20 protein-coding genes and 1 tRNA gene are annotated in these 24,061 nt (G+C 68.9%); 10 read left to right on the forward strand and 11 right to left on the reverse strand.

All coding sequences use genetic code 11. The features are described 5' to 3' along the window. Positions 1-92: 92 nt before the first annotated feature. Positions 93-461 carry a DUF3140 domain-containing protein gene (locus tag PFX91_RS02960; RefSeq protein ID WP_285729212.1) on the reverse strand — a complete coding sequence of 123 codons (369 nt, stop codon included), beginning with the start codon at positions 459-461 and terminating at the stop codon, positions 93-95. Positions 462-498: 37 nt separating this feature from the next. After that, a complete protein-coding gene (locus PFX91_RS02965; protein ID WP_285729213.1) occupies positions 499-1,524 on the reverse strand; it encodes an SDR family oxidoreductase in 1,026 nt (341 codons plus the stop codon). 176 nt (positions 1,525-1,700) lie between these two features. Here PFX91_RS02965 and PFX91_RS02970 point away from each other — a divergent pair, with 176 nt between their 5' ends. After that, positions 1,701-3,572: a glycoside hydrolase family 15 protein gene (locus PFX91_RS02970; protein WP_285729214.1), complete on the forward strand. Its 1,872-nt coding sequence runs from the start codon at positions 1,701-1,703 to the stop codon at positions 3,570-3,572. After that, the gene (locus PFX91_RS02975) at positions 3,565-4,092 is read left to right on the forward strand and encodes a DUF1360 domain-containing protein (protein ID WP_285729216.1); all 528 of its coding nucleotides are present in this window, start codon (positions 3,565-3,567) and stop codon (positions 4,090-4,092) included. The genes PFX91_RS02970 and PFX91_RS02975 overlap by 8 nt, the downstream gene beginning before the upstream one ends. Positions 4,093-4,212: 120 nt before the next feature. On the opposite strand, the gene PFX91_RS02980 is transcribed toward PFX91_RS02975, so the two are convergent. After that, the gene (locus PFX91_RS02980; RefSeq protein WP_285729539.1) at positions 4,213-4,701 is read right to left on the reverse strand and encodes a hypothetical protein; all 489 of its coding nucleotides are present in this window, start codon (positions 4,699-4,701) and stop codon (positions 4,213-4,215) included. 442 nt (positions 4,702-5,143) lie between these two features. On the opposite strand from PFX91_RS02980, the gene PFX91_RS02985 reads away from it, so the two are divergent. Together PFX91_RS02985 and PFX91_RS02990 are read left to right on the forward strand one after the other, a co-directional pair. After that, the gene (locus PFX91_RS02985) at positions 5,144-6,322 is read left to right on the forward strand and encodes an FUSC family protein (protein ID WP_285729218.1); all 1,179 of its coding nucleotides are present in this window, start codon (positions 5,144-5,146) and stop codon (positions 6,320-6,322) included. Between the two features lie 27 nt (positions 6,323-6,349). Further along, the gene (locus PFX91_RS02990) at positions 6,350-7,474 is read left to right on the forward strand and encodes a PQQ-dependent sugar dehydrogenase (RefSeq protein WP_285729220.1); all 1,125 of its coding nucleotides are present in this window, start codon (positions 6,350-6,352) and stop codon (positions 7,472-7,474) included. 156 nt (positions 7,475-7,630) lie between these two features. Here PFX91_RS02990 and PFX91_RS02995 read toward each other — a convergent pair whose 3' ends face one another. The 6 genes from PFX91_RS02995 to PFX91_RS03020 all read right to left on the reverse strand — a co-directional run bounded on the left by PFX91_RS02995 (position 7,631) and on the right by PFX91_RS03020 (position 14,679). After that, on the reverse strand, positions 7,631-10,198 hold the full coding sequence (locus PFX91_RS02995) for a glycoside hydrolase family 9 protein (protein WP_285729540.1): 2,568 nt from the start codon (positions 10,196-10,198) through the stop codon (positions 7,631-7,633). Positions 10,199-10,381: 183 nt separating this feature from the next. Then, positions 10,382-11,131: a hypothetical protein gene (locus PFX91_RS03000; RefSeq protein ID WP_285729221.1), complete on the reverse strand. Its 750-nt coding sequence runs from the start codon at positions 11,129-11,131 to the stop codon at positions 10,382-10,384. A 418-nt stretch (positions 11,132-11,549) separates the two neighbouring features. Beyond that, positions 11,550-12,095 carry a hypothetical protein gene (locus PFX91_RS03005; protein ID WP_285729222.1) on the reverse strand — a complete coding sequence of 182 codons (546 nt, stop codon included), beginning with the start codon at positions 12,093-12,095 and terminating at the stop codon, positions 11,550-11,552. Next, entirely contained in the window at positions 12,092-12,751 is a 660-nt protein-coding gene (locus PFX91_RS03010; RefSeq protein ID WP_285729223.1) for a hypothetical protein, read from the reverse strand. Before PFX91_RS03010 ends, PFX91_RS03005 begins: the two co-directional genes overlap by 4 nt. 113 nt (positions 12,752-12,864) lie before the next feature. Then, positions 12,865-13,953: a GNAT family N-acetyltransferase gene (locus PFX91_RS03015; RefSeq protein WP_285729224.1), complete on the reverse strand. Its 1,089-nt coding sequence runs from the start codon at positions 13,951-13,953 to the stop codon at positions 12,865-12,867. A gap of 652 nt (positions 13,954-14,605) precedes the next feature. Continuing rightward, positions 14,606-14,679: transfer RNA gene (locus tag PFX91_RS03020), tRNA-Gly, on the reverse strand. Positions 14,680-14,845: 166 nt separating this feature from the next. Between PFX91_RS03020 and dcd the strand changes: the two genes are divergently transcribed. The 4 genes from dcd (at position 14,846) to PFX91_RS03040 (ending at position 19,051) form a co-directional block, all read left to right on the forward strand. Then, positions 14,846-15,421, forward strand: a complete 576-nt coding sequence (gene dcd / locus PFX91_RS03025) for a dCTP deaminase (protein ID WP_285729226.1) — start codon at positions 14,846-14,848, stop codon at positions 15,419-15,421. Positions 15,422-15,842: 421 nt separating this feature from the next. Next, positions 15,843-16,841, forward strand: coding sequence for a quaternary amine ABC transporter ATP-binding protein (locus PFX91_RS03030; RefSeq protein WP_285729541.1), 999 nt, complete (start codon positions 15,843-15,845; stop codon positions 16,839-16,841). Beyond that, positions 16,838-18,067, forward strand: a complete 1,230-nt coding sequence (locus PFX91_RS03035) for an ABC transporter permease (protein WP_285729227.1) — start codon at positions 16,838-16,840, stop codon at positions 18,065-18,067. Before PFX91_RS03030 ends, PFX91_RS03035 begins: the two co-directional genes overlap by 4 nt. Before the next feature lie 48 nt (positions 18,068-18,115). Beyond that, positions 18,116-19,051, forward strand: coding sequence for a glycine betaine ABC transporter substrate-binding protein (locus PFX91_RS03040; protein ID WP_285729228.1), 936 nt, complete (start codon positions 18,116-18,118; stop codon positions 19,049-19,051). Positions 19,052-19,193: 142 nt separating this feature from the next. Here the strand turns inward: PFX91_RS03040 and PFX91_RS03045 are convergent, their stop codons facing one another. Together PFX91_RS03045 and PFX91_RS03050 are read right to left on the reverse strand one after the other, a co-directional pair. After that, entirely contained in the window at positions 19,194-19,805 is a 612-nt protein-coding gene (locus tag PFX91_RS03045) for a rhomboid family intramembrane serine protease (protein ID WP_285729229.1), read from the reverse strand. Between the two features lie 152 nt (positions 19,806-19,957). After that, complete coding sequence (locus tag PFX91_RS03050) at positions 19,958-20,431, reverse strand: hypothetical protein (protein ID WP_285729230.1); 474 nt, start codon at positions 20,429-20,431, stop codon at positions 19,958-19,960. A gap of 667 nt (positions 20,432-21,098) precedes the next feature. Between PFX91_RS03050 and PFX91_RS03055 the strand changes: the two genes are divergently transcribed. Then, entirely contained in the window at positions 21,099-22,790 is a 1,692-nt protein-coding gene (locus tag PFX91_RS03055) for an ABC transporter family substrate-binding protein (protein WP_285729231.1), read from the forward strand. Between the two features lie 177 nt (positions 22,791-22,967). Next, the gene (locus tag PFX91_RS03060; RefSeq protein WP_285729232.1) at positions 22,968-23,978 is read left to right on the forward strand and encodes an ABC transporter permease; all 1,011 of its coding nucleotides are present in this window, start codon (positions 22,968-22,970) and stop codon (positions 23,976-23,978) included. Positions 23,979-24,061: the final 83 nt, after the last annotated feature.

Raw genomic sequence — 24,061 nt, forward strand, 5'->3', positions numbered from 1 at the left:
GCCCCCGCCGACGACGGGCGTCCCCGCCGCGAGCGGCGCGGACGCACGGGTCGGGGGCGGGCACTCGCCCGCCCCCGACCCCGCCGCTCCGTCTACCTCTCCAGGTCCGGTTCCTCGTCGGGCCGCGCCGAGTCGGGTTTGAGCGGATCGTGACCCACCGACATCAGCCGACGCCGCCACTCGGCGTCCTCACGGCGCGGGTCCGCCAGCTGGTCCCGGACGAACTCCGTCACCTCGCGCATCAGCTCGGCGTCGTCCTCCGTCACGTCCGTACGGCGCTTGTTGAGCAGGTTCACGATGTCCTCGCCGGTCCGGCTCACCGGGCGGGCGGGGTCGTTGTCGAAGGCGTCCTCGCCGGAGGCGTCCGTGAGCAGCCACTCCCGCAGCTCCTGGCCGGTCATGTTCACCACCGCGTGGAAGTCCTGCCAGGTCCGCTCGGTGACGGTGTCGTGCTCAGCCATGCTCCCATCCCTTCGTCCGGGGTTCGGTTCCCGTGGTTCAGAGTCCTCGACGCGCTCTTCGCAGAACCGCGACACCGGCGGCGCCCGCGACGAAGCCCGCGGCGCCCAACGCCGCCACGGTGCGGCGTCGCTGGCTCATCTCCTGGAGAAGACTGCTCTCCCGTGACTCGTCGTCGAACTCGCCGTGCGCGCCGAAGTCGCGTACGTCGTCCAGGGGGTGGAACAGGTTGTCCCTCGTGATCGGGTGGGCGTCGCGCATCTGGCTCTCCGGCCCCGAGCGTCCCTGCTGCCAGTCCACCAGCCGCGGTGCGAACCGCTGGCCCAGGACGGTGCCCACGGTGGAGATCCCCACCCAGTACCGACGACGCCGGGGGTGCTCGGCCGCCCACACGATCGCCCGGGCCGCGACCTCGGGCTGGTACACCGGCGCCACGGGGCGCGGGCGGTGGCCGTTCAGACGTGAGCGCGCCCAGGTGAACTGCGGTGTGTTGACGGCGGGCAGGTGCACCTCCGTGAATCTGATCCGCGAGCCCCGGTGGAGCAGTTCGGCGCGCACGGAGTCGGTGAACCCGCGTATGGCGTGCTTGGCGCCGCAGTACGCCGCCTGCAACGGGATGCCCCGGTAACCCAGCGCCGAGCCGACCTGCACGATCACTCCCCGGTCCCGGGGCAGCATGCGCTCCAGCGCGGCACGGGTGCCGTGGACGTAGCCGTGGTAGGTGACGTCGGTGACTCGGCGGTACTCCTCCGGTTCCACCTCCATGAAGGGCGCGATCACGGTGGCGAACGCGCAGTTCACCCAGACGTCCACCGGGCCCAGCTCCGACTCCACCCGTGCCAGCGCCCCGCGCACCGCGTCGGCGTCGCTCACGTCCACCGCCACCGACATCGCGGGCACACCCTCGGCGCGCGCCTCCTCCACGGCGGCGTCCAGCCCGGCCTGTCCTCGGGACAGCAGGGCCACGGCGTATCCCCGATGGGCGAACTCTCGCGCGGTCGCGCGACCCACGCCCGCGCTGGCCCCGCTGACCACCACCACACGGCCCTCTGCCTTCGCGGCCACCCGGCACCTCCATGGTCGAAAACGGCGTTCTTCCCGTCCTCCACTGCCCGCTACCCGAGAGCACCAACCGTCATGTACGCCTCACCCCGAGCCCGTGAACTGTCGTTTCGCCGATCCCGCTCTGGGCAGGCGCCAACAGCAAGACCCGCCTCGGACACGGCACGGAAAGGGAAGGGATGAGAAGCGACACGGCGCGCATCGGTGACCACGGCTTCCTCTCGGACTGCCGCACGGCCGCACTCGTCACCCCCGAAGGAACGATCGACTGGTTGTGCGTGCCCCGGTTCGACGGTGCGTCGTTCCTCGGAGGGATCCTGGACTCCGAACGCGGCGGTTCGTGGACCATCGAGGTCCAGGGCGCGCGCCCGGTCGAACGCGCCTACGTCGGTGACACCCTCGTCCTGGAGACCCTGTGGAGGGGAACGGACGTGGAGGTGGCCGTCCGCGACCTGCTCGCCGTGCGTTCCTCCGGGGAGGAGGGCGCGGGCCTGTACCGCGAGGGGGTCCTGCTGCGCGTGGTCGAGTGCCGCTCCGGCGGCGCGTCCGTGCGTTCCCGGGTCGACGCCAGACCCGACTACGGGCGTACCCCGCCGGTGTGGGAGCACGTGGACGGAGGTCTGCGGGAACGTTCGGGGCCACTGTTGTCGGGTGTGCCCGCGCCCCGCCTCGGTGAGGACGGGGTGCCGGAGTACCGTGTGGAGCTCTCCGAGGGGGACACGGCCGTGTTCGCCCTGGACTACCTGCACGGTGAGCGCCTCATCGACCAGGGCGAGGCCGCCGGTCTGCTCCGGCGGAGCCTGGACACCTGGCGAGCCTGGTCGGACAGGACCGACTACCAGGGGGTGGGCGCCACGCACGTGCGGCGCAGCGCGCTCACCATGCGGGGACTGCTCTTCGAGGAGAGCGGCGCGCTGATCGCCGCCCCCACCACCTCACTGCCCGAATGGCCCGGCGGACCCCGCAACTGGGACTACCGCTACGTGTGGCACCGCGACGCCGCGCTCGTCGTCCTGGCCTTCCTGCGCCTGGGGCACGCCGAGGAGGCCGGTCACTACCTGCGCTTCCTGTTGAGGATGTGCGGCGACCCGATCCGGGGGATCCCGCCGGTGCAGGCGGTCGACGAGAACCCTCCGGGGGAGGAGGAGATCCTCGACCACCTCTCGGGTCACAGGGGATCGACACCGGTACGGGTGGGCAACGACGCCTACGGGCAGCACCAACTGGACGTGTACGGGCACATCCTGGACGCGGCGCTGTCCTACGAGATGGCCACGGGCGCGCTCCAGGACGCCGACATCGACCAGTTGGCCTCGGTGGTGGACTCCGCGTGCAGGCTCTGGCGGGAACCGGACGCGGGGATCTGGGAGGTGCGGTCCGGACTCCGTCACTGGACCCACTCCAAGCTCTACGCGTGGCTGTGTCTGGACCGGGGGATCCGGCTCGCCACCGAACGGGGCCGGGAGGACGACTTTCCGGTGGAGAAGTGGCGTGAGGAGCGGGAGGCCGTCCGTGAGGAGATCCTCGAACACGGCTACGACCACGAGAGGGGTTCCTTCCGGCAGTCCTACGGCTCCTCCAACGTGGACGGGTCCCTGCTGAGGATTCCGCTGCTGGGCTTCCTGGACGGGGACGACCCGCGGGTGCTCGCGACCCTGGAGCGCGTGGACGCCGAACTGGGGGACGACGGCCACCTCGTCCACCGCTACGACCCCGAACTGACCGACGACGGGCTCGGCACCCCCGAGGGTGCCTTCCTGCTGTGCTCCTTCGACATGGTCTCCGCCCTGGTGCTCGCCGGCCGGGAGGGGGAGGCCAGGGAGAGGTTCGAGGAGCTGTGCGGATACGGCGGGGACCTCGGTCTGCTGGCGGAGGAGATGCACGCCGACGGCACCATGCTGGGCAACTTCCCCCAGGCGTTCACCCATCTGGCGCTGATCGAGGCGGCCGTCAACCTCGACCAGGCGGGGGACACCGAGGCGTTGCACGCGTGGGTGAACGGCAGAGCCGGAGAAGCCACGAGACGAAGGAGGAATCCGGTCGATGGCTGAGGAGACCACCGAAGAGATCAAGGAGACGATCTACCAGGAGGCGGAGGCCTACCGGGGCGACAGCGACCAGCCCCTGGGCGGGTACGCCGCCATGGTCGCGGGTTACGCGGGCCTGGTGGGGGCCGGGCTGCTCGCCGCGCGTATGCTGCGGCGCGACGGACGGACAGCGAACGTGGGCCCGTGGGATCTGGTGCTGATGGGACTGACCACCCACAAGGTGTCCCGGATGCTGGCCAAGGACGCGGTCACCAGCCCCTTCCGCGCGTTCTTCACCCGTTTCCAGGGTGTCTCGGCACCGGCCGAGTTGGCCGAGGAGGTGCGCGGCCAGGGCGGCCGTCGGGCGGTCGGCGAGCTGATCACCTGTCCGTTCTGCGTCGCGCAGTGGATCGCCACCGGGTACGCCTTCGGGCTGGTGTTCGCGCCGACCCTCACCCGGGGCGCCGGAGCGGTGTTCAGCTCGGTCGCCGTCTCCGACTGGCTCCAACTGGCGTACGTGCGCTTGCAGAAGGCCCAGGAGTAACAAGACACACCGAAGGGGCGAGGGACCGGGAGAGGGTCCTTCGCCCCTTCGGTACGTTCCGTTTCCTGAGGGATGGTGAGGGCGGCCACGTCCGGGAACGGAACGCACCGCCGTCCAGGGTCAGGACCGGTGGCTTCCGCGGCGGCGCCCGCGGTGCTTTCCGTCGTCCCCGCGGTCCCCCTCGCCCCCCAGGTCCTCGTGGTCCTCGGGGTCTCCCGGACCGGCCACCGTGGCCTCCGGAGGCGTGCCGACGACGAGTCCGAAGAGCACGTGGTCCAGCAGGAGCGCCCACCTCTCCTGCGGTCTGGACCTGCGGGCGTGGGCGAGTCCGAGGCCCGGTGCGACGAACAGCTCGAACACTCCCCAGGAGAGCACACCGTAGACCGGGCCGGTGAGCCTCGACCTCCGCAGTCCCCGGGGCAGGAAGGCGAACATGGCGCCCGCCGCCGCCCCGTAACCCCAGTGGGCCAGCTCGATCGCGGCCTTCCTCCGGTGCGGGGGGACGCTCTCCAGGACGGCGGGCACGCCCTCGGCCAGAACGGCCTCGGGCGGCGTACGTTCGACGAACCCCATCCCGACCGCGACCTGGCGCGCACCGCTCATGGCCATCGCGCCCACAGTGCCCCGTACGGCGCCCCTGATCAGGGGATGTCTGGGAGGGGCGTCCTGTTTCCTGCTCATCTCACGGCTCCCTTCGCACCTTGTATGCCCTTCTCCCCTGACCGGTGCGCGCGCTTTCACACGCCTCGGTACGGCGGCGTGAAGGAGTCGTCCCTGGGTAGTCGTGACGACCATGGCGACGGGAGGCGAACGGCCGAGGACCCGCGAGGGGAACCGGACGGGAGTACGGCCCGGCGGCGTGCGCCGAAAGAGACTCCACCCCCACCTGTGCGTACGTCGCCGGGGCCTGCTCGGAGGTCCTGGGTCCTGGTGCGGCCCCGCCTTCGCGGGGAGGACGACCGGAGGCCGCCGTGTCCCGTGGACGCCGATACGCCGATACGCCGATGACGCCGAACTCCTGGGGGAGAGGAACCGAAAGGACGGGCGGGAAGTGGTAGTGCGGTGGCTGAGGGAGGCCTGGAGCCGGTGGAGCGACAAGGTGTACCGGGCCGTCAGCAGGCGGGGCTACGAGCGGGAGACCGCCGTCGTCATCATCAAGTGCGTCATCGCCTCGACCTGCGCCTGGGCGCTGGGCCTGCTCATCGTGGACTCACCCCAGGTCGGATTCGCCCCCTTCTCCGCCCTGCTGGTGGTGCGGCCCAGTGTGTACGGTTCGGTGCTCCAGTCCGGCCGCTACGTGGCCGCGGTCTTCCTCGGCGCCCTCATCGCCGGACTGACCGGACTCACCATCGGACCGGACCTGTGGGCGTTCGCCCTCGTCGTGCTGTTCACGATGGTGTTGGGTCAGTTCCCGTTCTTCGGCGAACAGGGCAAGCAGATTCCCGTGATCGCGGCGTTCGCCCTCGCCGGCGGTACCGCGACCAGCGTCGCGGACCTGGTGTCCCTCCTGCTCATGGTGCTGCTGGGAGCGGGCACGGCCCTGGTGACGAACATGGTCTTCGCCCCCACCATCCGTTTCCGTGACGTCAAGAGCGCGGTGTTGGACTTCGCCGACGGCCTGGGCGGTCTCTGCCGTCGGATGGCGGACGGTTTCCGCGAGGGGAGCGACGGGCTCGGCGACCTCGGCTACTGGAGGCAGACCGCGGACGGCTTCGACGCCACCGCGCGCAACGCCAGGGAATCGGTGTCGGAGCAGGAGTACCGGGTCCGTCTGAACCCGAGGAGGCTGGTGGCCGGGGCCCCTCCCGCGTGGGTGCCCGTCGCCTACCGCGACTGGATCACCGCCCTGAGCCGATCCTCATGGCACCTACAGTCCCTTCTGCGGACCCTGTCGGCCTCCTTCAGTTCCCGGTCGCACTTCCCAGAGCCGAGTGACTCCTTCCTCCGCGTGTTCGCCTCCCTCCTGGACACCGCCGCCGACGTCTTCGAGACGATCCGCCAGACCGAGGAACCCGAACGCGAGACGTTCTCGCGGGACCTGAGCGCGTGCCTGGAGCGGGCGTTCGAGGAGATCTCGCAGGTGAGGAGCCGGTTGGGGGAGTACGGGGACCCGAGCCTGTGGTCGGTGCACAGTGCGATGCTCACCGACCTGACACGCCTGATCGAGGAGCTGTACGAGGGGCACGAGGACACCGAGAGCGGTACACGCGGGGGCGCCGTGCGAGAGTGACGGCGACGCCCGGGAACGGAGGACGACATGGGATCCACGGTGGCCATGGGCGCGGCGTTCCGTACGGCCTGCGCGCTCGCGGCCCTGACCCTGCTCGCCGGGTGCGGCGCCCCCGAGGGCGAGGGCGGGGCACCGGACGGCGGTGACACGGTGGAGGATGCGCCGGAGGTCTCCGCCGAAGCCGGACGACCGGAGGAGGTGACCTCGGGGCTGGAGGTGCCCTGGGGCCTGGACTTCCTTCCCGACGGCTCCGCCCTGATCGCCGAACGCGACTCGGCCGAGATCGTGCGGGTGACCGAGGACGGCACCGTGACGGACGTCGGAACGGTGGAGGAGGCGGTCCCCGGCGGGGAGGGCGGCCTGCTGGGCCTGGCCGTGCACCCGGACTTCCCCACGCGGCCGTACGTGTACACCTACTACACCTCCGCCTCCGACAACCGGATCAGCCGCTGGGAGTACGACCCCGAGGACGAGGCTCTGAGCGCGGAGGAGGTGATCCTCGACGGCATCCCCTCCGCCTCCCACCACAACGGAGGTCGGATCGCGTTCGGTCCCGACGGCCTGTTGTACGCGGGCACGGGGGACGCCGGTCTGAAGGAGTCGTCCCAGGACACCGACTCCCTGGCGGGCAAGATCCTGCGCATGACCCCCGAGGGGGACCCCGCCCCGGACAACCCCTTCGACGACCACGTCTACAGCTACGGGCACCGCAACGTGCAGGGGCTGGCCTGGGACGAGGAGGGCGACCTGTACGCCACCGAGTTCGGCCAGGACGAGCTGGACGAGGTCAACCTGATCGAACCCGGAGGCGACTACGGGTGGCCCGAAGTGGAGGGTCCCGGCGGCGGGGACGAGTACGTCGATCCGCTGGTGACCTGGAGTCCCGCGGAGGCCTCGCCCAGCGGAGCGGCGATCGCGGGCGGTTCCCTGTGGGTGGCCGCGCTGCGCGGCGAGCGTCTATGGGAGGTGCCGCTCACCGGGGACGGCGGGGTCGGCGAACCGGTCGAACACCACCGGGGGGAGTACGGGCGTCTGCGCACGGTGGTGGCCACGCCCGACGGTGGGGGCCTGTGGTCGACCACCAGCAACCGCGACGACTACGGAAGCCCGTCGGAGGGGGACGACCGCGTGCTGCGGATCCCCCTGGACTAGGGACGACGGCTCCGCGCCCCGCCCGGCCCTGCGGACACGGAAACGGGCGAGGCGCCGAGGACGTGCGGGCAGGCGGGCGGGGCCCCGCGCTCTCTGCGGGGCCCCACCTCTTCCCTTGGAGAGGGGTCTTGCGGGCGGGTGCTCCTCACACCCCCGTCAGGCGCAGACGGACTCGTTGAGGGTGAACCTCGCGGGAACGGAGTTGGCTCCGGACGGGAGCCCGCCGAGGAAGCCGAACGTGACCTCCCCGCCCGGAGCGATGGTGGCGTTCCAGTCCGCGTTGCGGGCCGTCACCGAGTGGCCCGACTGGGACAGGACAGCGCTCCAGTGGCGGTCCACGTACTGTCCTCCGGTGAAGGACCACACCAGCTCCCAGCCCTCCACGGGCTCCTCGCCCGTGTTGCGGACGGTCACCTGGGCGGTGAAGCCCTCCCGCCACTGGCCCTGGATCTCGTAGTCGACCTGACACGGCGCGCCGGCGGGGAGGGCGGCGTCGCCCTGGTCGGCCAGGAACCCGGCCACCCAGGCCAGCGGGGCGTTCCAGTTGATGGTCAGCTCGTTGGTCGCCCAGGAGTCGATGTGGTCGATGTAGCAGAACTGGGGGGCGCATCCGGCCAGGTTGGCCTGGGCCACGGGGTCCCAGGTGGAGGCGTCGGAGTTGGGGCCTCCGGCCAGGGTCCCGGGGGGCGGGTTGGGCAGGCTCGGGTCCAGCTGGTTGGCGTACCAACGGCTGTGCTGGTTGACCGAATCGTTGGTGCCGTACCCGGTCACGTAGGACCGGTTCAACGCGTTGCGCCCGAGGACGTAGTCCATCCCCTCCGCGACGGCGTCGCGGAAGCGGACGTCGCCGGTGATGTCGTAGGCGGTCGCCACGACCACCAGGTTGTTGAGCACCTGGCTGTTGGAACCCCAGACGAACTCACCGTTCTCGGGCGCGTAGGCGATCCCGTACGGGTGCTCCTCCACCGCCCGCGCGTACCGCTCGGCGCCCTCGACCACGGAGTCGCGGACCCGGTCGCGGTCGTCCAGGGCGCTGGGCACGGTGGCCAGTTGCAGGCGACCGAGCGCGCCGGTGCTCTGCCAACTGAAGCCGTACTCGGAGAAGACGTCCCCGGTGTGCAGTTCCGAGGAGGTCACCGCCTCCTCGTAGACATCGTCCCCGGTGGCCAGGTACAGCTCGGCCGCGGCCCAGTAGAACTCGTCGGTCACGTCGGTGTCGTCGTAGGGACCGCCTCCCTCGCCGCCGGCGGTGGCGTAGCGTTCGGGTTCGGCGACGGCCGCCTCCCAGGCCGTCTCGGCGGACTCCAGGCAGTCGGCCGCGAAGTCGGCGTCGTAGGGGGCGAACACCCGGGAGCACTGGGCGGCGGACGCGGCCAGGTTCAGCGTGGCGGCGGTCGACGGCGGGTGCAGGTAGCGGGGCTGGGGGTCGTCGGCGGGCATCAGGGGCAGACCGGTCCAACGTTCGTCGTGCACCTTGTGGTGCGCCATCCCCGCGAGCTCCTCACCCTCGGGGACCTGCATGGACAGGAGGAACTCCATCTGCCAGCGGGCCTCGTCCAACACGTCCGGTACGTCGTTGTCCCGCTCGGGGACGGCCAGGGTGGAGTCGGCGACCCGGGCGGGGTCCCCGGTCGGCGCGGTGTGGGCGCGTTCGTAGACGCTCATCAGCTGGTGGACGGAGATGCCGCCGTTGACCACGTACTTGCCGTGGTCGCCCGCGTCGTACCAGCCCCCCGACACGTCGAGCGCGTAGTCGCACGGGGAGGAGGGGTGGCAGGTGACCTCGGTGTCCCCCTGGTTGGGCGCGACACCGACGTGCCCGGCCTGGCGTCCGTACCCGGGCGCGATCTCGTCGAGGATCTCGATGCCGCTGCGCTGGGTGTAGTAGAACTCCAGGGCGTCCGTGGCCAGCGCGCCGTAGAGGTCGGACGAGACGTCGAAGGGGTGGCTGGTCTCCCCGTCCGCCGTCAGCGTGTAGCCCTCGCCCGGCCGGGTGAGGGCACCGAAGTCGACGGTGTGCACGTTCTGGCCCGAAGACGCGTCCAGGCCCCGGGGCACGGTGAGCCCCTCGGCCACGACCGTGCCGTCGGCGTCGGCCAGCTCCCAGGGCAGGGCCTCCTCCGCGTCGGTGACCACGGTGGCGTTCTTGGGGCCCTGCGGCAGGTAGCCGACCTGGTTGACCCGGACGCGAGGGCCGGTGTCGGGCTCGTACACGGGCGGCTCCGCGCCGCCCAGCAGGGACACGTCGTCCAGGCAGAAGGTCCAGTCCTCGTCGGCGCCGCCGATCTGGAAGGCGACCTGTGCGTCGGCCATGTCCGCCGAGGCGGTGAACACGTACTCGTAACGCGCGGACTCGCCGGAGAGTACGGGCCGCTCGTCCAGTTGGGTGCGCCAAGGGTCCACGGGTTCCTGGACCAGGGCGCGCACGGGGCGGGCGTCGGCTCCCGAGGCGGTGAAGGAGAAGGCGTAGGACTCTCCGGCCACGAGGGGGACGTCGTTCTGGCCGATGATCTGGTCCCATGGGTCGCCGGTGCCGCCGGGGACGTCCACGCACAGGACACCGTCGTCGGTGACGGCGAGGTCGATCCCCTCCGTCGCCCACCAACCGGTGGTGCCGTCCGCGAAGTCGCCGTTGACGATCTGTTCGACGGGTTCGTCGTCGGCCTGGACGGGGGAGGCCACGAGGAGGCTCGCGCTGAGTGCGGCCGTGGCGCCGAGCGCCATGGCCGTTGTTCTTCGTGCCGGGCTCAAAGGGGGGTCCTTCCGCCGGGGGGTGAGCGGCCGGAAGCGCTGGGAGCGCTCCCAATAGTATGATCATTGTTGTGTCGCCCCTCACGGCTGTCAATGGGGGCAAAGGGAAAGCCCCCGGGGAGTGCCGGGGGCGTGGGGGAGGGGTCTGGCGGGTCTTCAGTCCGCCAGCAGACCCCGGGCGATGACCTCCTCGACCAGGGCGCGGCGCACCTCGTCGGTCTCGCCCTCGTGTCCCGGATGGCCGGTGGCGGCGCGCAGTTCGGCGCGGACGGCCTCGACCACGGCGTCGCCGCGCACGATCTCGGCGAGCGGAGCCGCCTCGATGGACTCCTTCCACCTGCGCAGGTTGTCCAGGCGGCCGTGTTCGACGGCCTCGTGGCTGATGTGGAACAAGGCGTCGAGGTTGCGGTGGTAGGCGTCGGTGTCCGTGAGGTCCACGTCGAGGATCTCCACCGGCCGGTTGCCGCCGTCCTCGGTGGGGCGCAGGTGGTAGACCTTCCACAGGCGGCCGTTGGTGAGGAACACCCATTCGGCGCCCTCCTCCGCGGCCAGGCGCCGGGCGGTCTGGATGTTGCGCTGGTCGAGCTCTTGTCCGACCCGCCGCACCTCCACCGGGGCGAACAGCTTGCCGTCCCGCACGATCGCGTAGTCGATCGAGTCCCCGCTGGTCCGGTACTCGGTGGTCATGTCCTGGTACTTGCTGTAGTTCAGCCCCACGTCGAAGAAGTCGGCCACGAGCATGCGGGTGTCCCCGTCGTTGGCGTCGCGCTCGATGAGGTCGTTCAACGGGCCGCTGAGGCGGTCGACCGCCGCGGCGACACGGCCGCGAACAGCGGTGTCCCAGCTCAGCGTGGTGCTGGTGAACTCGCCGGTCCTGGTCATGACCTGGGTCTCTTCAACGTCCATGAATGCCCGTTCCCGTGTGTGCCGAAGGTCCCGCCACGCGGTTCTCACCGGGACCGGGGACACGCGGACGGGGGAGAAGAATCGGCCTCGATGCTACAGCTGACACGGGTTCGGGGCACCTTCGGCGAAACCGGGCCCGTCCGGCCGGAACGCCCTGGCCGGACGGACTCCGCGGTGCCCTCGGCCGAGGTCGTCGCGCGTCCTCTTCTCCAGGACGCGCGGGACGGCGACCGAACCGGGGGAGGGTGCTCCTCGGGTCCCCGTCGACCAGTCGTGATGCGACGAGAGGGGATGCGGTGAGGAAGGTCCTCCGGATCCACGGACACGGCGTTACCGACCACGGACGACGCGAAGGGGGGTGCGGGACCCGTGGTCCCGCACCCCCCTTTTCGCGACGGCCCCTCGTGGGGCCGGCCGGTCAGACGCGCTCACCGGCCAGGTGCTCGACGAAGGAGCGGTAGTCGCGCAGGGCCACCCTGAGCGACTCGGTGTCCGTACCGCTGCCGCCGTCCCAGGCGGAGCGGAGGTCGGCACGCCGGGCCTCGATCTCGGCGACCACGGCCTCGGCGACCCGCGCCGCCAGCGCGTCGGCGTCGCGCACGGCCTGCGAGGGGTCGTCGACGAACTCGCCCTGGGCCGCGACCCAACGGTCGCGTACCTCCCGCGGGTCCAGCCCGCGGGGCCGCAGCCTCCACGACTCCCCCGAGGAGTCCGAGGAGTCCGCCTGGGCGGGTTCCCTCGTCTGCGCGGTCCTCCGCGACGCCCCCGTGGGCGCGGCTCCGCGTTCCCGGCCTCCTCGGCCGTCCGACACCATGGCCCCACCCTCAGGGGGCGCGGCGGCGTCGTGCACCTCCGCGTCGACCCTCACAGGGCCGGCCGTACCCGGGGAGCCCCCCGGCTCGACCCGTTCCGACCCGTGCTTCCGTGTTCCCGTGTCCATGAGGGGATTCTCGGGACGGTTCATCGTCCTTCCTCCGTTCGCCTCTCCGGATGGTGTCCCGGCACGCTCGTCCGCGCGCCCGCCGCCCCGACGGTGCCGTCGACCGCGGGCGGTCCGCCCAGCAGGGCGCCCACCAGGTCGCGGTAGGCCACCAGTGCCTCACGCAGGTACTCGGTGCGGCTCTCGTCAGACTCGGCGAGCCGACCCGCGTCCTGGGTGCGCCGTAGACCGGCGACCGCCGTGGGATGGTCCACCGACAGGTCCCGGAGACGGTGTTCGAAACCCTCGTCGGTGTCCGCGGGGGCCGGGGGAGCGGGATAGCCGCGATCGGCCATGATCGCCCCCACCGTGAGGCGGGCGTCCTGGACGGCCTGCACGGGAGCGTCCACGAATTCCTGCTGGACCGCGGCCCACGCGTCGGCGTGAGCCCTGCGCTCCTGGTCGGTGAGGTCGCGGATGCTCATGCCCTCACGGCGTTTGAGCCGTTCGGACAGATCACGTTCGGCCGCGTCCGAGTCCCCGTGCGCTCTCACGGCCCGGTCGTACTCCGGACCGAAGCGCTTCTTGAGCCTGGCGGTGCGCCGGCCCGGCAGGAGCGAGGAACGCGCCACGAACGCGATCACCGCGACGATGACGAGGAGCGCTATCAGCGAGATAATGAGAATGATTCCGGTATCCACAAAGGGCACCTCCTGCCGCACCCCCGTGCCCTCAGAGCCCATGCTGAAACACGCACCCGTTCTGACCAGGAATGATGACCGAAACCCTGCCCGGTACGGAGATCAGAACGGAATCAGGTTCTACCTGGGGGACAGGGGTGGGTGGTCCGCGTCGCCCCGCCCTTCCACGGTGATCTTGTGGCGACCGTGCCCTGGTGGTCACTTTCGGAGCCGAAAGCGACCACCGGAGCGCGGTCGCGACGAACACGGCGAGAGTAGACCGTCCATCGGTGGACCTTGGTGAAACCGATCCCGGTGTAAAGACGCGGGGCTCCGCTCTGGTTGGAGGTGTCCACACCGATGCGGGCTCCTTGGTAACCCCGTTCGTGGCCGGCGGCGAGGGCTCGACCGATCAGCGTGCCGGCCATGCCCTGCCGGCGCCAGGCCTGGCGGGTGCCGACGTTGGTGATCGACAATTCCTTGCGGCCCGTCGTCTCGTGTTCGGCGGGATAGTGGGAGACGAGGACGAAGGAGGCGACCTCGTTCTCGGGGGTGAGCGCCAGGAACGAGAGTTCGGGACGGAACGTGGTGGCGCGGACCTTGTGCAGCCAGGCGTCGGGGGCGACCTCGGCGCTTCCCCAGTGTTCACGGAAGGCATCGTTGTAGGCCACTCGTGTGGCTTCCGCGTACTCCTCCCCGAACGGGACGACGCGTAGTCCTCCGGGCGGTGCCGCCGACGGCTCGGATGCGGTGATGTCCATGGCCATGTCGACGAACCATCGCACAGGGCGGAAACCGCCCGAGGCCAGGACGTCGGCCATCCAGCGTTGACGGTCGTGGACGAAGATCTGGACCTCCCGTTCAACGCGGCCACGGGTGTCCGCGTGGGCCTGTGCGGAGGTCTCCTCGACCCAGTCCAGGAGCTGCCGGGACATCCGCGCGTTCCGTTGCCCGGGATGGACGAGGGCTTCGAGACGCGCGCGGTGAACCGTGTCCGCGGTGTCCTGTACTCGCAGCAGGGCATAGGCGACCATCCGATCGTTCAGCCAGGCGCTCGTGGTGGCCTCGGGAGGAAGGCCGGGATCGTGCAGGTCGTCGAGCAGCTCCTCGCGACCGATGTGCTCTCCGGTCGGTTCGTGCTGTTCGGCGGCGGCGAAAAGGGCGGCCCAGGCGTCCACGTCATCGGGGGTGAGGGGACGCCACAGGGGGACAGGAGTCGTCATCTCCCCACGATGGCGGATCCGGGTGGCTCCGAAGGGAAGATGGCCGCATACGGCCAGGGGGGGTGCCTTCTGGGTGCGCCGGCCCGCGGACATGGCGGGGTGCCTCGTGCCGGGTGCGCTGGCCTGCGGACATGGCGGGGTGCCTCGTGCCGGGTGCGCTGGCCCGCCGGGGGCGCTCCTCTGTCAAGGTCAAGCAGTCCTTGGTCCGCCACTTCCCCCGTGATCTTGCTCCCAGCGTCACTGAGAACGCTTGGCAGTGACGCCCCGAGCAAGATCACCGGGAAAAGGCGCGCTTCTCCACTCGGGCGGCCGGGGTCGGAGGCGGCGGAACGAACCAGTGGATCTTGCTCCGGGCGTCACCGGGGGCGCCCGACAGTGACGCCCGGAGCAAGATCAGGCAGAGCGGCGGCGGGCCGGACAGGCTTGTCGCAACGCGCCGCTTGCCAGACTTGCCAGAGAAGCGTCACGGAGAACACGGAGAACACGGGCGGGGACAACACCCCGCGCAAGCGCACGGGCGGGGACAACACCCCGCGCAAGCGCAACGGCGAAGACAACATCCCGCGCAAGCGCACGGGCGGGGACAACATCCCGCGCAAGCGCAACGGCCAGGGGTCCGGTCTGCACCGGGCCACCTGGCCGTTCGCGTGTCTGGAGCGGATGACGGGAATCGAACCCGCGTTATCAGCTTGGGAAGCTGAAGTTCTACCATTGAACTACATCCGCGCTGCGCTCGTCGGCGAGAACCGATCGGCGACGCATGTCATCCTAGCCCAACTCCGGGGCCGCTGGGCAAGTCGATCCCCGTCACGCTGTGTCATGAAACCCCCCGCGCACCGCCTCCTCACCCCATGTGGGCTGCGTCGCCGGTGCAAGCGGTAGGTTTCAGAGCGTGTTGCTCTCCGATCGCGATATCAGGTCAGAAATCGACGCCGGGCGGGTCAAGATCGACCCCTTCGATCCCGGCCTCGTCCAACCGTCGAGCATCGACGTACGGCTGGACCGCTTCTTTCGGGTGTTCGAGAACCACAAGTACCCGCACATCGACCCCTCGGTCGAGCAACCGGACCTCACCCGGTTGGTGGAGGCCGACGGCGAAGAGGCCTTCATCCTGCATCCGGGGGAATTCGTCCTGGCGTCCACCTACGAGATGGTCACCCTTCCCACCGATCTCGCCAGCCGACTGGAGGGCAAGAGCTCCCTGGGACGACTGGGGCTGCTCACCCACTCCACGGCGGGGTTCATCGATCCCGGTTTCTCCGGGCACGTCACCCTGGAACTGTCCAACGTGGCCACACTCCCCATCAAGCTCTATCCGGGGATGAAGATCGGCCAGCTGTGCCTGTTCCGCCTCTCCTCGCCGGCGGAGCACTCCTATGGTTCCGCGACCTACGGGTCCCGCTACCAGGGTCAGCGCGGACCGACGCCGTCCAGGTCCCACCAGAACTTCACGCGAACCCACATTTGAGGGCAGACAACACCGAACCGTTTACGGTACGGTCATGAACAGACACGTTCCGTCGATTGACCTGCCCGTATCCTTTTCGTGATGGAAATCACTGTTTAGGAGAGGGTGGTATACATCACATATCGCGCTTCTCGGGCCTCCGCATCCACTGCCATAGGTCGACAGATGGTTTTTGCGCAGGTTAAACATGTTATTTCCCGGTTACATACTGCCTGAACTGGGGGTACATACCTCGGTATGGTTTGCCCCCGACGTGAACCAGGTGGCGGCTCTGATCCGGTGAGGGCGCGCGGGAGGGCTCCGCGTAGGCCGCTCACCTGCGATGACCGCGGGTCGCCGAAGGGACGGATGCGCTCCTTGGCATGACCCGCGACCGGGACAGCCCCACGAGGAGACCGTGCCAGCAGTACGCGCAGACCACCTGTACAAGGTGTTCGGTAAACAGTCCAGAGCCGCCGTCGAGCGTCTCTCGGACGGCAGTCACCGTGACACCATCGCCGACCTCGACGTGACGGCAGCCGTCATCGACGTGTCCTTCGAGGTCGAACCTGGCGAGATCTTCGTCGTCATGGGCCTGTCGGGATCGGGGAAGTCCACCTTGATCCGCATGCTCAACGGTCTCCTGGAACCCACTTCGGGAACGGTCGAGATCGATGGCGTGGACATCACCGCCCTCAACAAGAAGAGTCTTCTGAAGCTGCGGGGCGAGAAGATCAGCATGGTCTTCCAGCACTTCGCGCTTCTGCCGCACCGCACCGTGCTGGAGAACGCCGCCTACGGCCTGGAACTGCGCGGACTCCCGCGCGGGGAACGCTACGAGAAGGCCCGCGAGACCCTCGGACTGGTGGGGCTCGGCGGCTGGGAGGACAAGTTCCCCCAACAGCTCTCCGGCGGTATGCAGCAGCGCGTGGGCCTGGCCCGGGCCCTGGCCGCGGACACCGACATCATCCTCATGGACGAGGCGTTCAGCGCTCTGGACCCGCTCATCCGGCGGGACATGCAGACACAGTTGATCGAGCTCCAGGCGAGCCTGGGCAAGACCATCGTCTTCATCACGCACGACCTCAACGAGGCCATGCGCCTCGGAGACCGCATCTGTGTGCTCCGCGACGGCCGCGTCGCGCAGATCGGCACCGCGCAGGAGATCCTCAGCGAGCCCGCCAACGACTACGTCGAGCGGTTCATCGAGGACGTCGATCGTACCCGCGTGCTCACCGCCGCCTCCGTGATCGACCCCGACGCTCCCTCGGCCGGCGCGGACGCGCCCCGGGTCGCCGCCGACACTCCTGTCGCCGACCTGTACTCCAGCGCCTCCTCCTCCGACAGCCTCCGGGTGGTCGCCGAGGACGGCAGCGTGCTGGGCACCGTGACGCGTAGCTCCGTGCTCGCCGCCCTCGGCACCGGAAAGGAGACGTCGTGACACCGGTCGACTTCCCGCCGAGCCTGCCGATCGGCGAGGGCTTCGAAGCCTTCAACGCCTGGCTCAAGAGCAACTTCGGTCCCGTCTTCGACGCCATCGGTGATTTCATCCGCTGGGCCGTGGGCGCGCTGGCCGGCTTCTTCACCGACCCGGCGGCGGGGCAGCTCGCCTTCATCGCTGCCGTGATCATCGCGGTCCCGTTGCTGCGCAGCCGGCGTCTGCCGCTGGTGGCGATCGTCGCCGTGGTCTCGCTGCTCTACGTGTCGCAGGCGCAGTTCGCGTTCGGCAACACGATCATCAACGCGCTGCCCCCACAGATCTTCCTGTGGGCGATGAACCTGTTCGACCAGCAGTACGTGGACGCCTACTTCTGCATCTCGCTGCTCTTCCTCGTCGCCGTCACCGTGTTGGGCATGCTCGACCGGGGCACCCGTGTGCGCACGGGCGTCGTCGCCGGCGGCTGGCTCGTGGTCGTCCTGCTCGGCTGGCTCGCCCTGCCCGCCCTGGTCAGCGACCCCAGAGCGCTCCTGATGATCCTGTTGCTGAGCCTCCTGGCCCTGTCGGTGGCGGGATGGAAGATGGGCCTGTTCGGCTTCGTCTCCCTCGCCCTGGTGGCCTCGGTCGGCCAGTGGGCCAACGCCATGGACACCCTGGGCCTGGTGCTCGTGGCCAGCGCCATCGCCGTGGTCATCGCGATCCCCATCGGCATCCTGGCGGCCTACAACGACGTGGTCAGCAAGATCGTCAAGCCGGTCCTGGACCTGATGCAGACGCTGCCCGCCTTCGTCTACCTGATCCCGGCGATCTTCTTCTTCTCCATCGGCGCGGTGCCCGGTGTGGTCGCCACCATCGTGTTCGCGATGCCCCCCGGTGTGCGCCTGACCGAGCTGGGTATCCGTCAGATCGACAAGGAGTTGGTGGAGGCCGGCGAGGCCTTCGGGGCTCCCAGCCGGAAGATCCTCACCGGGATCCAGCTGCCGCTGGCCCTGCCCACCATCATGGCCGGGGTCAACCAGGTCATCATGCTCGGCCTGTCGATGGTCGTCATCGCGGGCATGGTCGGCGCGGGAGGCCTGGGAAGCGCGGTCTACCAGGGCATCACCCGCAACGACGGCGCGCTCGGGTTCGAGGCCGGCATCTCGGTGGTCATCCTGGCCATCTTCCTGGACCGCCTCACCGCCGCCGTCACACGCCGGGGGCACCACTCCCCGGCCCAGGCCGCCTGAGACCCGCACCCCCCGCACACCGAAGTTCCCTAGGGAAGGAATCCCACGATGTACAGCCGCAAGCGCATGACGGCTCTGTCCGCCGCCGGCATGAGCGCCGCACTCCTTCTGACCGCATGCGGTGGTGGCGGTGGAGAGGACCTCACCGGACCCGCGGACGGCGGTGGGGAGGACGTCCAGGAGATCAACATCGCGCTGATCGCCTGGGAGGAGGCCATCGCCACCACGAACATGTGGAAGGTCATCCTGGAGGAGAAGGGCTACGACGTCACCGTCACCGAGGTGGACGTCGCCCCGATGTACCAGGGCGCGGCCAACGGCGACGTGGACCTGTTCCTGGACACCTGGCTCCCGGTCACGCACGCCGACTACTGGGAGGACTACGGGGACCAGCTGGAGGACCTCGGCTCCTGGTACGACAACGCCAAGCTGACCATCACCGTGCCCTCCTACATGGAGGACGTGAACAGCATCCCCGACCTGGCCGACAACGTCGAGGAGCTGGACGGCCGGGTCGTGGGCATCGACCCGGGCGCCGGTCTGACCCGCATCACCAAGGAGGAGGCGCTGCCGGGCTACGGTCTGGACGGCGACTTCGAGCTGGTGGAGTCCTCCACCGCGGCGATGCTGGCCGAGCTGGACTCCGCGATCGCCGAGGAGGAGCCCATCGTGGTCACCCTGTGGCGTCCGCACCCGGTCTACGCCAAGCACGACCTCAAGGACCTGGAGGACCCCGAGGGCCTCATGGGCGACGCGGAGAGCATCCACGCGGTCGGCCGCGCCGGCTTCGCCGAGGACTACCCGGAACTGTCGGGCTGGCTCCAGGACTTCGAGATGACCGACGACGAGTTGGCCACTCTGGAGGCGCTGACCCTCGAAGAGTACGAGGACGACCCCGAGGAGGGCGCCCGCGTCTGGCTCTCGGAGAACCCCGAGTTCGTGGAGCGCACCCTGGGCGGGGACGCCGAGGGCCTGGAGTTCTGACCGGGACCTGAGATCCTCACCGCGACTCCGGACCGCTCCGGGGCCCGGTACGAGCGATGGGCCGCTCCCCGCACGGGGAGCGGCCCATCCGCGTCATGGGGGCCGGAGCGAGGACGTGCCGACGTTTCCCCGGAGCGTTTCGCTAGATCTGGTAGCCGCCCTGGGCACCTCCGTACCCGGGGTCGATCTGCCGGTTCCGCTCCCGTCTGGGAAGGAGGTAGGCGGCGAGCAGGCCGCCGATGAAGCCGAAGAGGTGCGCCTGCCACGAGACACCGGGGTACTGGGGCAGGACCCCCCAGATCATCGTCCCGTAGAACAGGATCACGCAGATCATGATCACGATGTCGATGGTCTTGCGTTCGACGATGCCGCGCAGCACGGTGTAGCCGAAGTAGCCGAAGACCAGGCCGCTGGCCCCCACCGTGAGGGAGTAGGGCGAGCTGAACAGCCACACCCCCACGCCGCTGACCACGACGATGATCAGCGTGGTGAGCAGGAACCTCCCCAGACCGCTGAACGCCACGAGCGAGCCCAGTACCAGGAAGGGCAGCGAGTTGCCGATGAGGTGTTCCAGGTTGCCGTGCATGAACGGCGCGGTGAACACGGTCCAGGGCTCCTGGAGGTTCCAGGCGCGCAGGCCGAACTGTTGGTCGAGTCTTCCGAGGAACAGAAAGCTGTCGAGGATCTCGAAGACCCACATGGCCGCGAGCATCCCCGCTACGGTCAGGATGGCGGTGATTCTGGACTGCTTCACCCCACCGAGGGTAGATGACACGGCCTTGCGGTGGTATGTCCATGGGGCGCGTGGTGGGTCATCGTCCTGTGTGACCACGGTCGCCTGGGCGCGCACGGGCTCGGCGGGTACGAGCCGGGGCCTTTGAGGAGGGGCCTTTGCGGCGGGGAGGCTCAGGAGGTCAGCGACTGGTTGCGCGGCGGGATGCCGACCATCGCCATGAAGGAGTCGACCCGGGCCGGGCTGGTCAGCCCGGTCAGGGGCAGGTGTGTGCGCGAGGTGCGGCGGCTCTGGAGTGAGGGGAAGCGCTTGGGCCGTCCGGTGGTGTCGCACAGTCCCAGGGAGCGGATCCGGCCGGGGAGCACGTAGTAGGAGCCGATGTCCTGGAAGGGGACCCGCACGACGTAGCGGCCTCGCACATAGCGGAACTCCCCTTCGGAGACCTCCAGTACGGGGGACGTGAGCATGTGGCCGTGTACGGCCAGAGCGATGCCCGCGAGGGACAGGAGGACGCCGAGGGTGATCCCGGCCCAGTGGGAGGGTTCGGCCACGATCACCACGACACCCAGAACCACCAGAGCGTAGCCAGTCCACAACTCCATGTGTTTGCGGCCCGCAGGGCAGACCAGGCGGACTGTTTCGGACACGGCAGCGGCCTCTCTCGAAGGGGTGTTGCGGGGGAGGTGACGGCGATCGCCGTACGAAACCCTATCGGCTCCGGCGGGAGGAGGGTGGTGGTTTCGGACAGTCGGGTGCACGGATTTCAGTGCACACTCTGCGTGCTTTGTCCCCTAGTGATCCTTGTGTCTACTTTACCCGATGATCATCAGATCGTCCTACGAATGTTGTCACGGCGAGTCCTGATGGTTCTACGGCGTGAGAGGAAGGAGTCTCAGAACGGATGTTTCACCCGATTTGATCGGTTTTGAGCTTTTTGTCTGTTTCTCTGTATGTAATCAACTGAGGCGAATGCGTAGTTAAACGACGTTTACTTTACCATAAACAGTGTTGACTTTCTTAAGTGATCCGCAATCCATTTCTGGGGTGTCCGAATCCCGGGGAAGTGGTGCTCTGTCTCTCCGGCGCCCCTGACCTGCCGTGACATCTTTGTTACTGGTGAGTAGTCAACGCGTTTCGAAGACCGGGGTCGATGAGCGCGAACCGGTTGCGGATGGATCACGAATTCGGCATTGGGGCTATACAGACATTTCACTCAATGGTCTTCTGATCGACTAATCGCCTAAGTCCTGTGGGGGTGTGCGAACCACACCGCCCCTCAGGTTCGGCTCGTATCCGTGATCAAGGGTGTGTCTGATGGAAAACCGTAGGAAACTGCTGGGGGCTGCGGCCGTCGGCGTCTCGGCGGCCCTGGTGCTGGGCGCCTGCTCCCCGCCCGCCGACGATGACGGCGCCGGTGGCGCGTCGTCGGTCAGTTGGATCGTGAACCAGGCGGGCGGCGGTTGGAACCACAACACGCCCGAGGGTGGCTCGGTCTACGTCATCCAGATGCTCCACGGTGTCCTGCCCGTCCCGGGTCACTGGGACCCCAGCGGCGAGTGGCAGTGGAACACCGACCTGCTCGTCAACACCCCCGAGTTGATCAACGAAGACCCCATGGTGTGGGAGTACGAGATCAACCCGGACGCCAACTGGAGCGACGGCGAGCCCATCGACGCCGACGACTTCATCTGGACCTGGAAGATGAACAGCGGCAACGAGGAGCTGTGCGCGGACAACTGCAACTCCCGCGGCACGCTCCTGACGGCGCAGTTCGAGAGCGTCGAGGGCTCCGAGGACGGCAAGACCGTCACCGTGACCATGAAGGACGGCGAGAAGTTCCCCGAGTGGTTCACCTTCGCCGCTGACGGCCTCTACCCGGCCCACCTCGCCGAGGCCGAGGGCTTCGACCTGGACACCCCCGAGGGCATGCTGGAGTCCTCCAACTGGTTCAACGAGAACCCCATCCCGATCTCCGGTGGCCACTACCTCATCGAGGAGGGCGCCGCACTCGACGGACGCGTCGTCAAGACCGTCAACGAGGACTACTACGGCGATCTCCCCAACATCGAGGAGATCATCCTGGAGGTCAACACCGAGGAGGGCAGCTGGGTTCCGGCGCTGTCCAACGGCGAGATCCAGGGCGCCGCCCCGGCCAGCTGGTCCGACGACGTCATCACCCAGCTGGAAGACGCCCAGGGCGTCGAGTTCGGCATCGAGCCCGGCGGTAGCTGGGAGCACGTCGACATCAACATGGACAACGAGACCCTCTCGGACAAGGCCCTGCGCCAGGCGATCTTCATGGCGATCGACGTCGAGAACATCGCCACCCGTACCTACGGTGAGAAGTTCCCCGAGATCGAGCCTCGCACGAACCACATCTTCGACAACAACAGCGAGTTCCACGAGGACGTCGTCACCGAGCTCGGACAGGGCTCCGGTGACAGTGAGGCGGCCCTGGAGGTCCTGGAGGACGCCGGTTACGAGCTGGACGGCGAGACCCTCACCCTCGACGGTGACGAGGTGGCCCCGCTGCGCCTGCGCTACACCGCCGGCCACGTGGCCCGTGAGATCATCGCCGAGCTGATCCAGTCCGACCTGGCCAAGATCGGCGTCACCATCGAGATCGAGACCACCGACGACCTGGGCGGCACCCTGTCCGAGCAGGACTACGACCTGATGATCTACGGCTGGAGCGGCACCCCGGCCTTCGCCAGCTCCCCGAGCCAGTTCTGGCGCAGCGACAGCGGCAGCAACTACGGCAACCTGAACAACAGCGAGGTGGACGAGCTGGTCGACAAGGCCATGAACGTCGCCACCCCGGAGGAGTCCGCCGTGTTCGCCAACGAGGCCGCCGCGCTGGTGGCCGAGGAGGCCTACGTCCTGCCCATCGTGAGCACCCCGGTGTTCTACTTCTACGACACGAACTACCTGAGCGGCGTCACCGACAACAACTCTCAGTCGCGTCGAGCCCTGTGGAACCAGCACGAGTGGTCCGCGGTCGAGTAGCAGTTCTCCCGGACCACCCAGCTCCGCGTCGGATGACGGGGAGACGGCCCTGACCCGGTGGCCGCCGTCGGGAACCCCCGGCGGCGGCCCGGGCACGGCCGGGCCCCTTCCCGACCCCCCTGGTCGGAGAGGGACTGGTATCCCCGCTCCGGGGAGCGCTCAGCGAAGGACCTTCCCATGCTCGTATACACCGCGCGCCGCTTCGCCGTGGCGATCCCAGTGCTCCTGGCGGCGTCGGTCCTCGTCTTCCTCATGGTGGACCTCAGCGGCGACCCGCTGTCGGATCTGCGCATGCAGCAGCCACCCCCCAGTCCTGAGACCATCGCAGCCGCCGAGGCCAGGTACTACCTCGACCGGTCGATCCCGGAACGGTACTGGCTGTGGATGACGGGCATCGGCGGCAACGGAGACATCGGCCTCCTCCAAGGCAAGTTCGGACCCTCGGTCCGCGGCGGCCCCTTCGACATCGGTGAGCAGTTGGCGTCGGGGATCTCGATCACCATCCGCCTGGTCTCCGCCGCGATCGTCATGGCCCTGGGCCTGGCCATCGTCTCCGGCGTCATCAGCGCCATGCGCCAGTACTCCAAGCTCGACTACACGCTCACCTTCATCGGCTTCCTCGCCCTGGCCATGCCCACCTTCTGGTTGGGCGCCCTGATCAGGGAGGGCGGCCTGTGGTTCAACAAGACCACGGACACGAGCTTCTTCTACACCATCGGCGCCAACTCGGCACGGGTGAGCAACATGACCGGCTGGGAGTACTTCCTGGACTCCGCCGGTCACCTCGTGCTGCCCACCGTCACCCTGATGCTGACCAGCTACGCCGCATGGAGCCGCTACCAACGCACCTCCATGTTGGAGGTGCTCAACAGTGACTACGTGCGCCTGGCCCGTGCCAAGGGCGTGCGCAACAGCGTGGTGGTGCGTCGGCACGCGCTGCGCACCGCGCTGATCCCGTTGGTCACGGTCGCGACGATCGGCATCGTCGGCATCCTCGAAGGCGTGGTCATCATCGAGACCATCTTCCAGTGGCGAGGTCTCGGATACTTCTTCATCGAGGCGGTCAAGGCCAAGGACACCTTCGCGCTGATGGCCTGGCTCATGTTGAGCGGCACCCTCGTCGTCCTCGCCAACCTCATCGCCGACGTTCTCTACGGCGTTCTCGACCCCAGGATCCGCTATGAGTGACCTCCACAACCGCCTGGTGAGCGCGGAGGCCGACAGGCCGGACCTCACCGAGGAGAACGTCAACAAGGGCGAACAGCTGACCC

The sequence above is a fragment of the Nocardiopsis sp. ATB16-24 genome, assembly GCF_030271535.1.
Classification (GTDB): Bacteria; Actinomycetota; Actinomycetes; order Streptosporangiales; family Streptosporangiaceae; genus Nocardiopsis.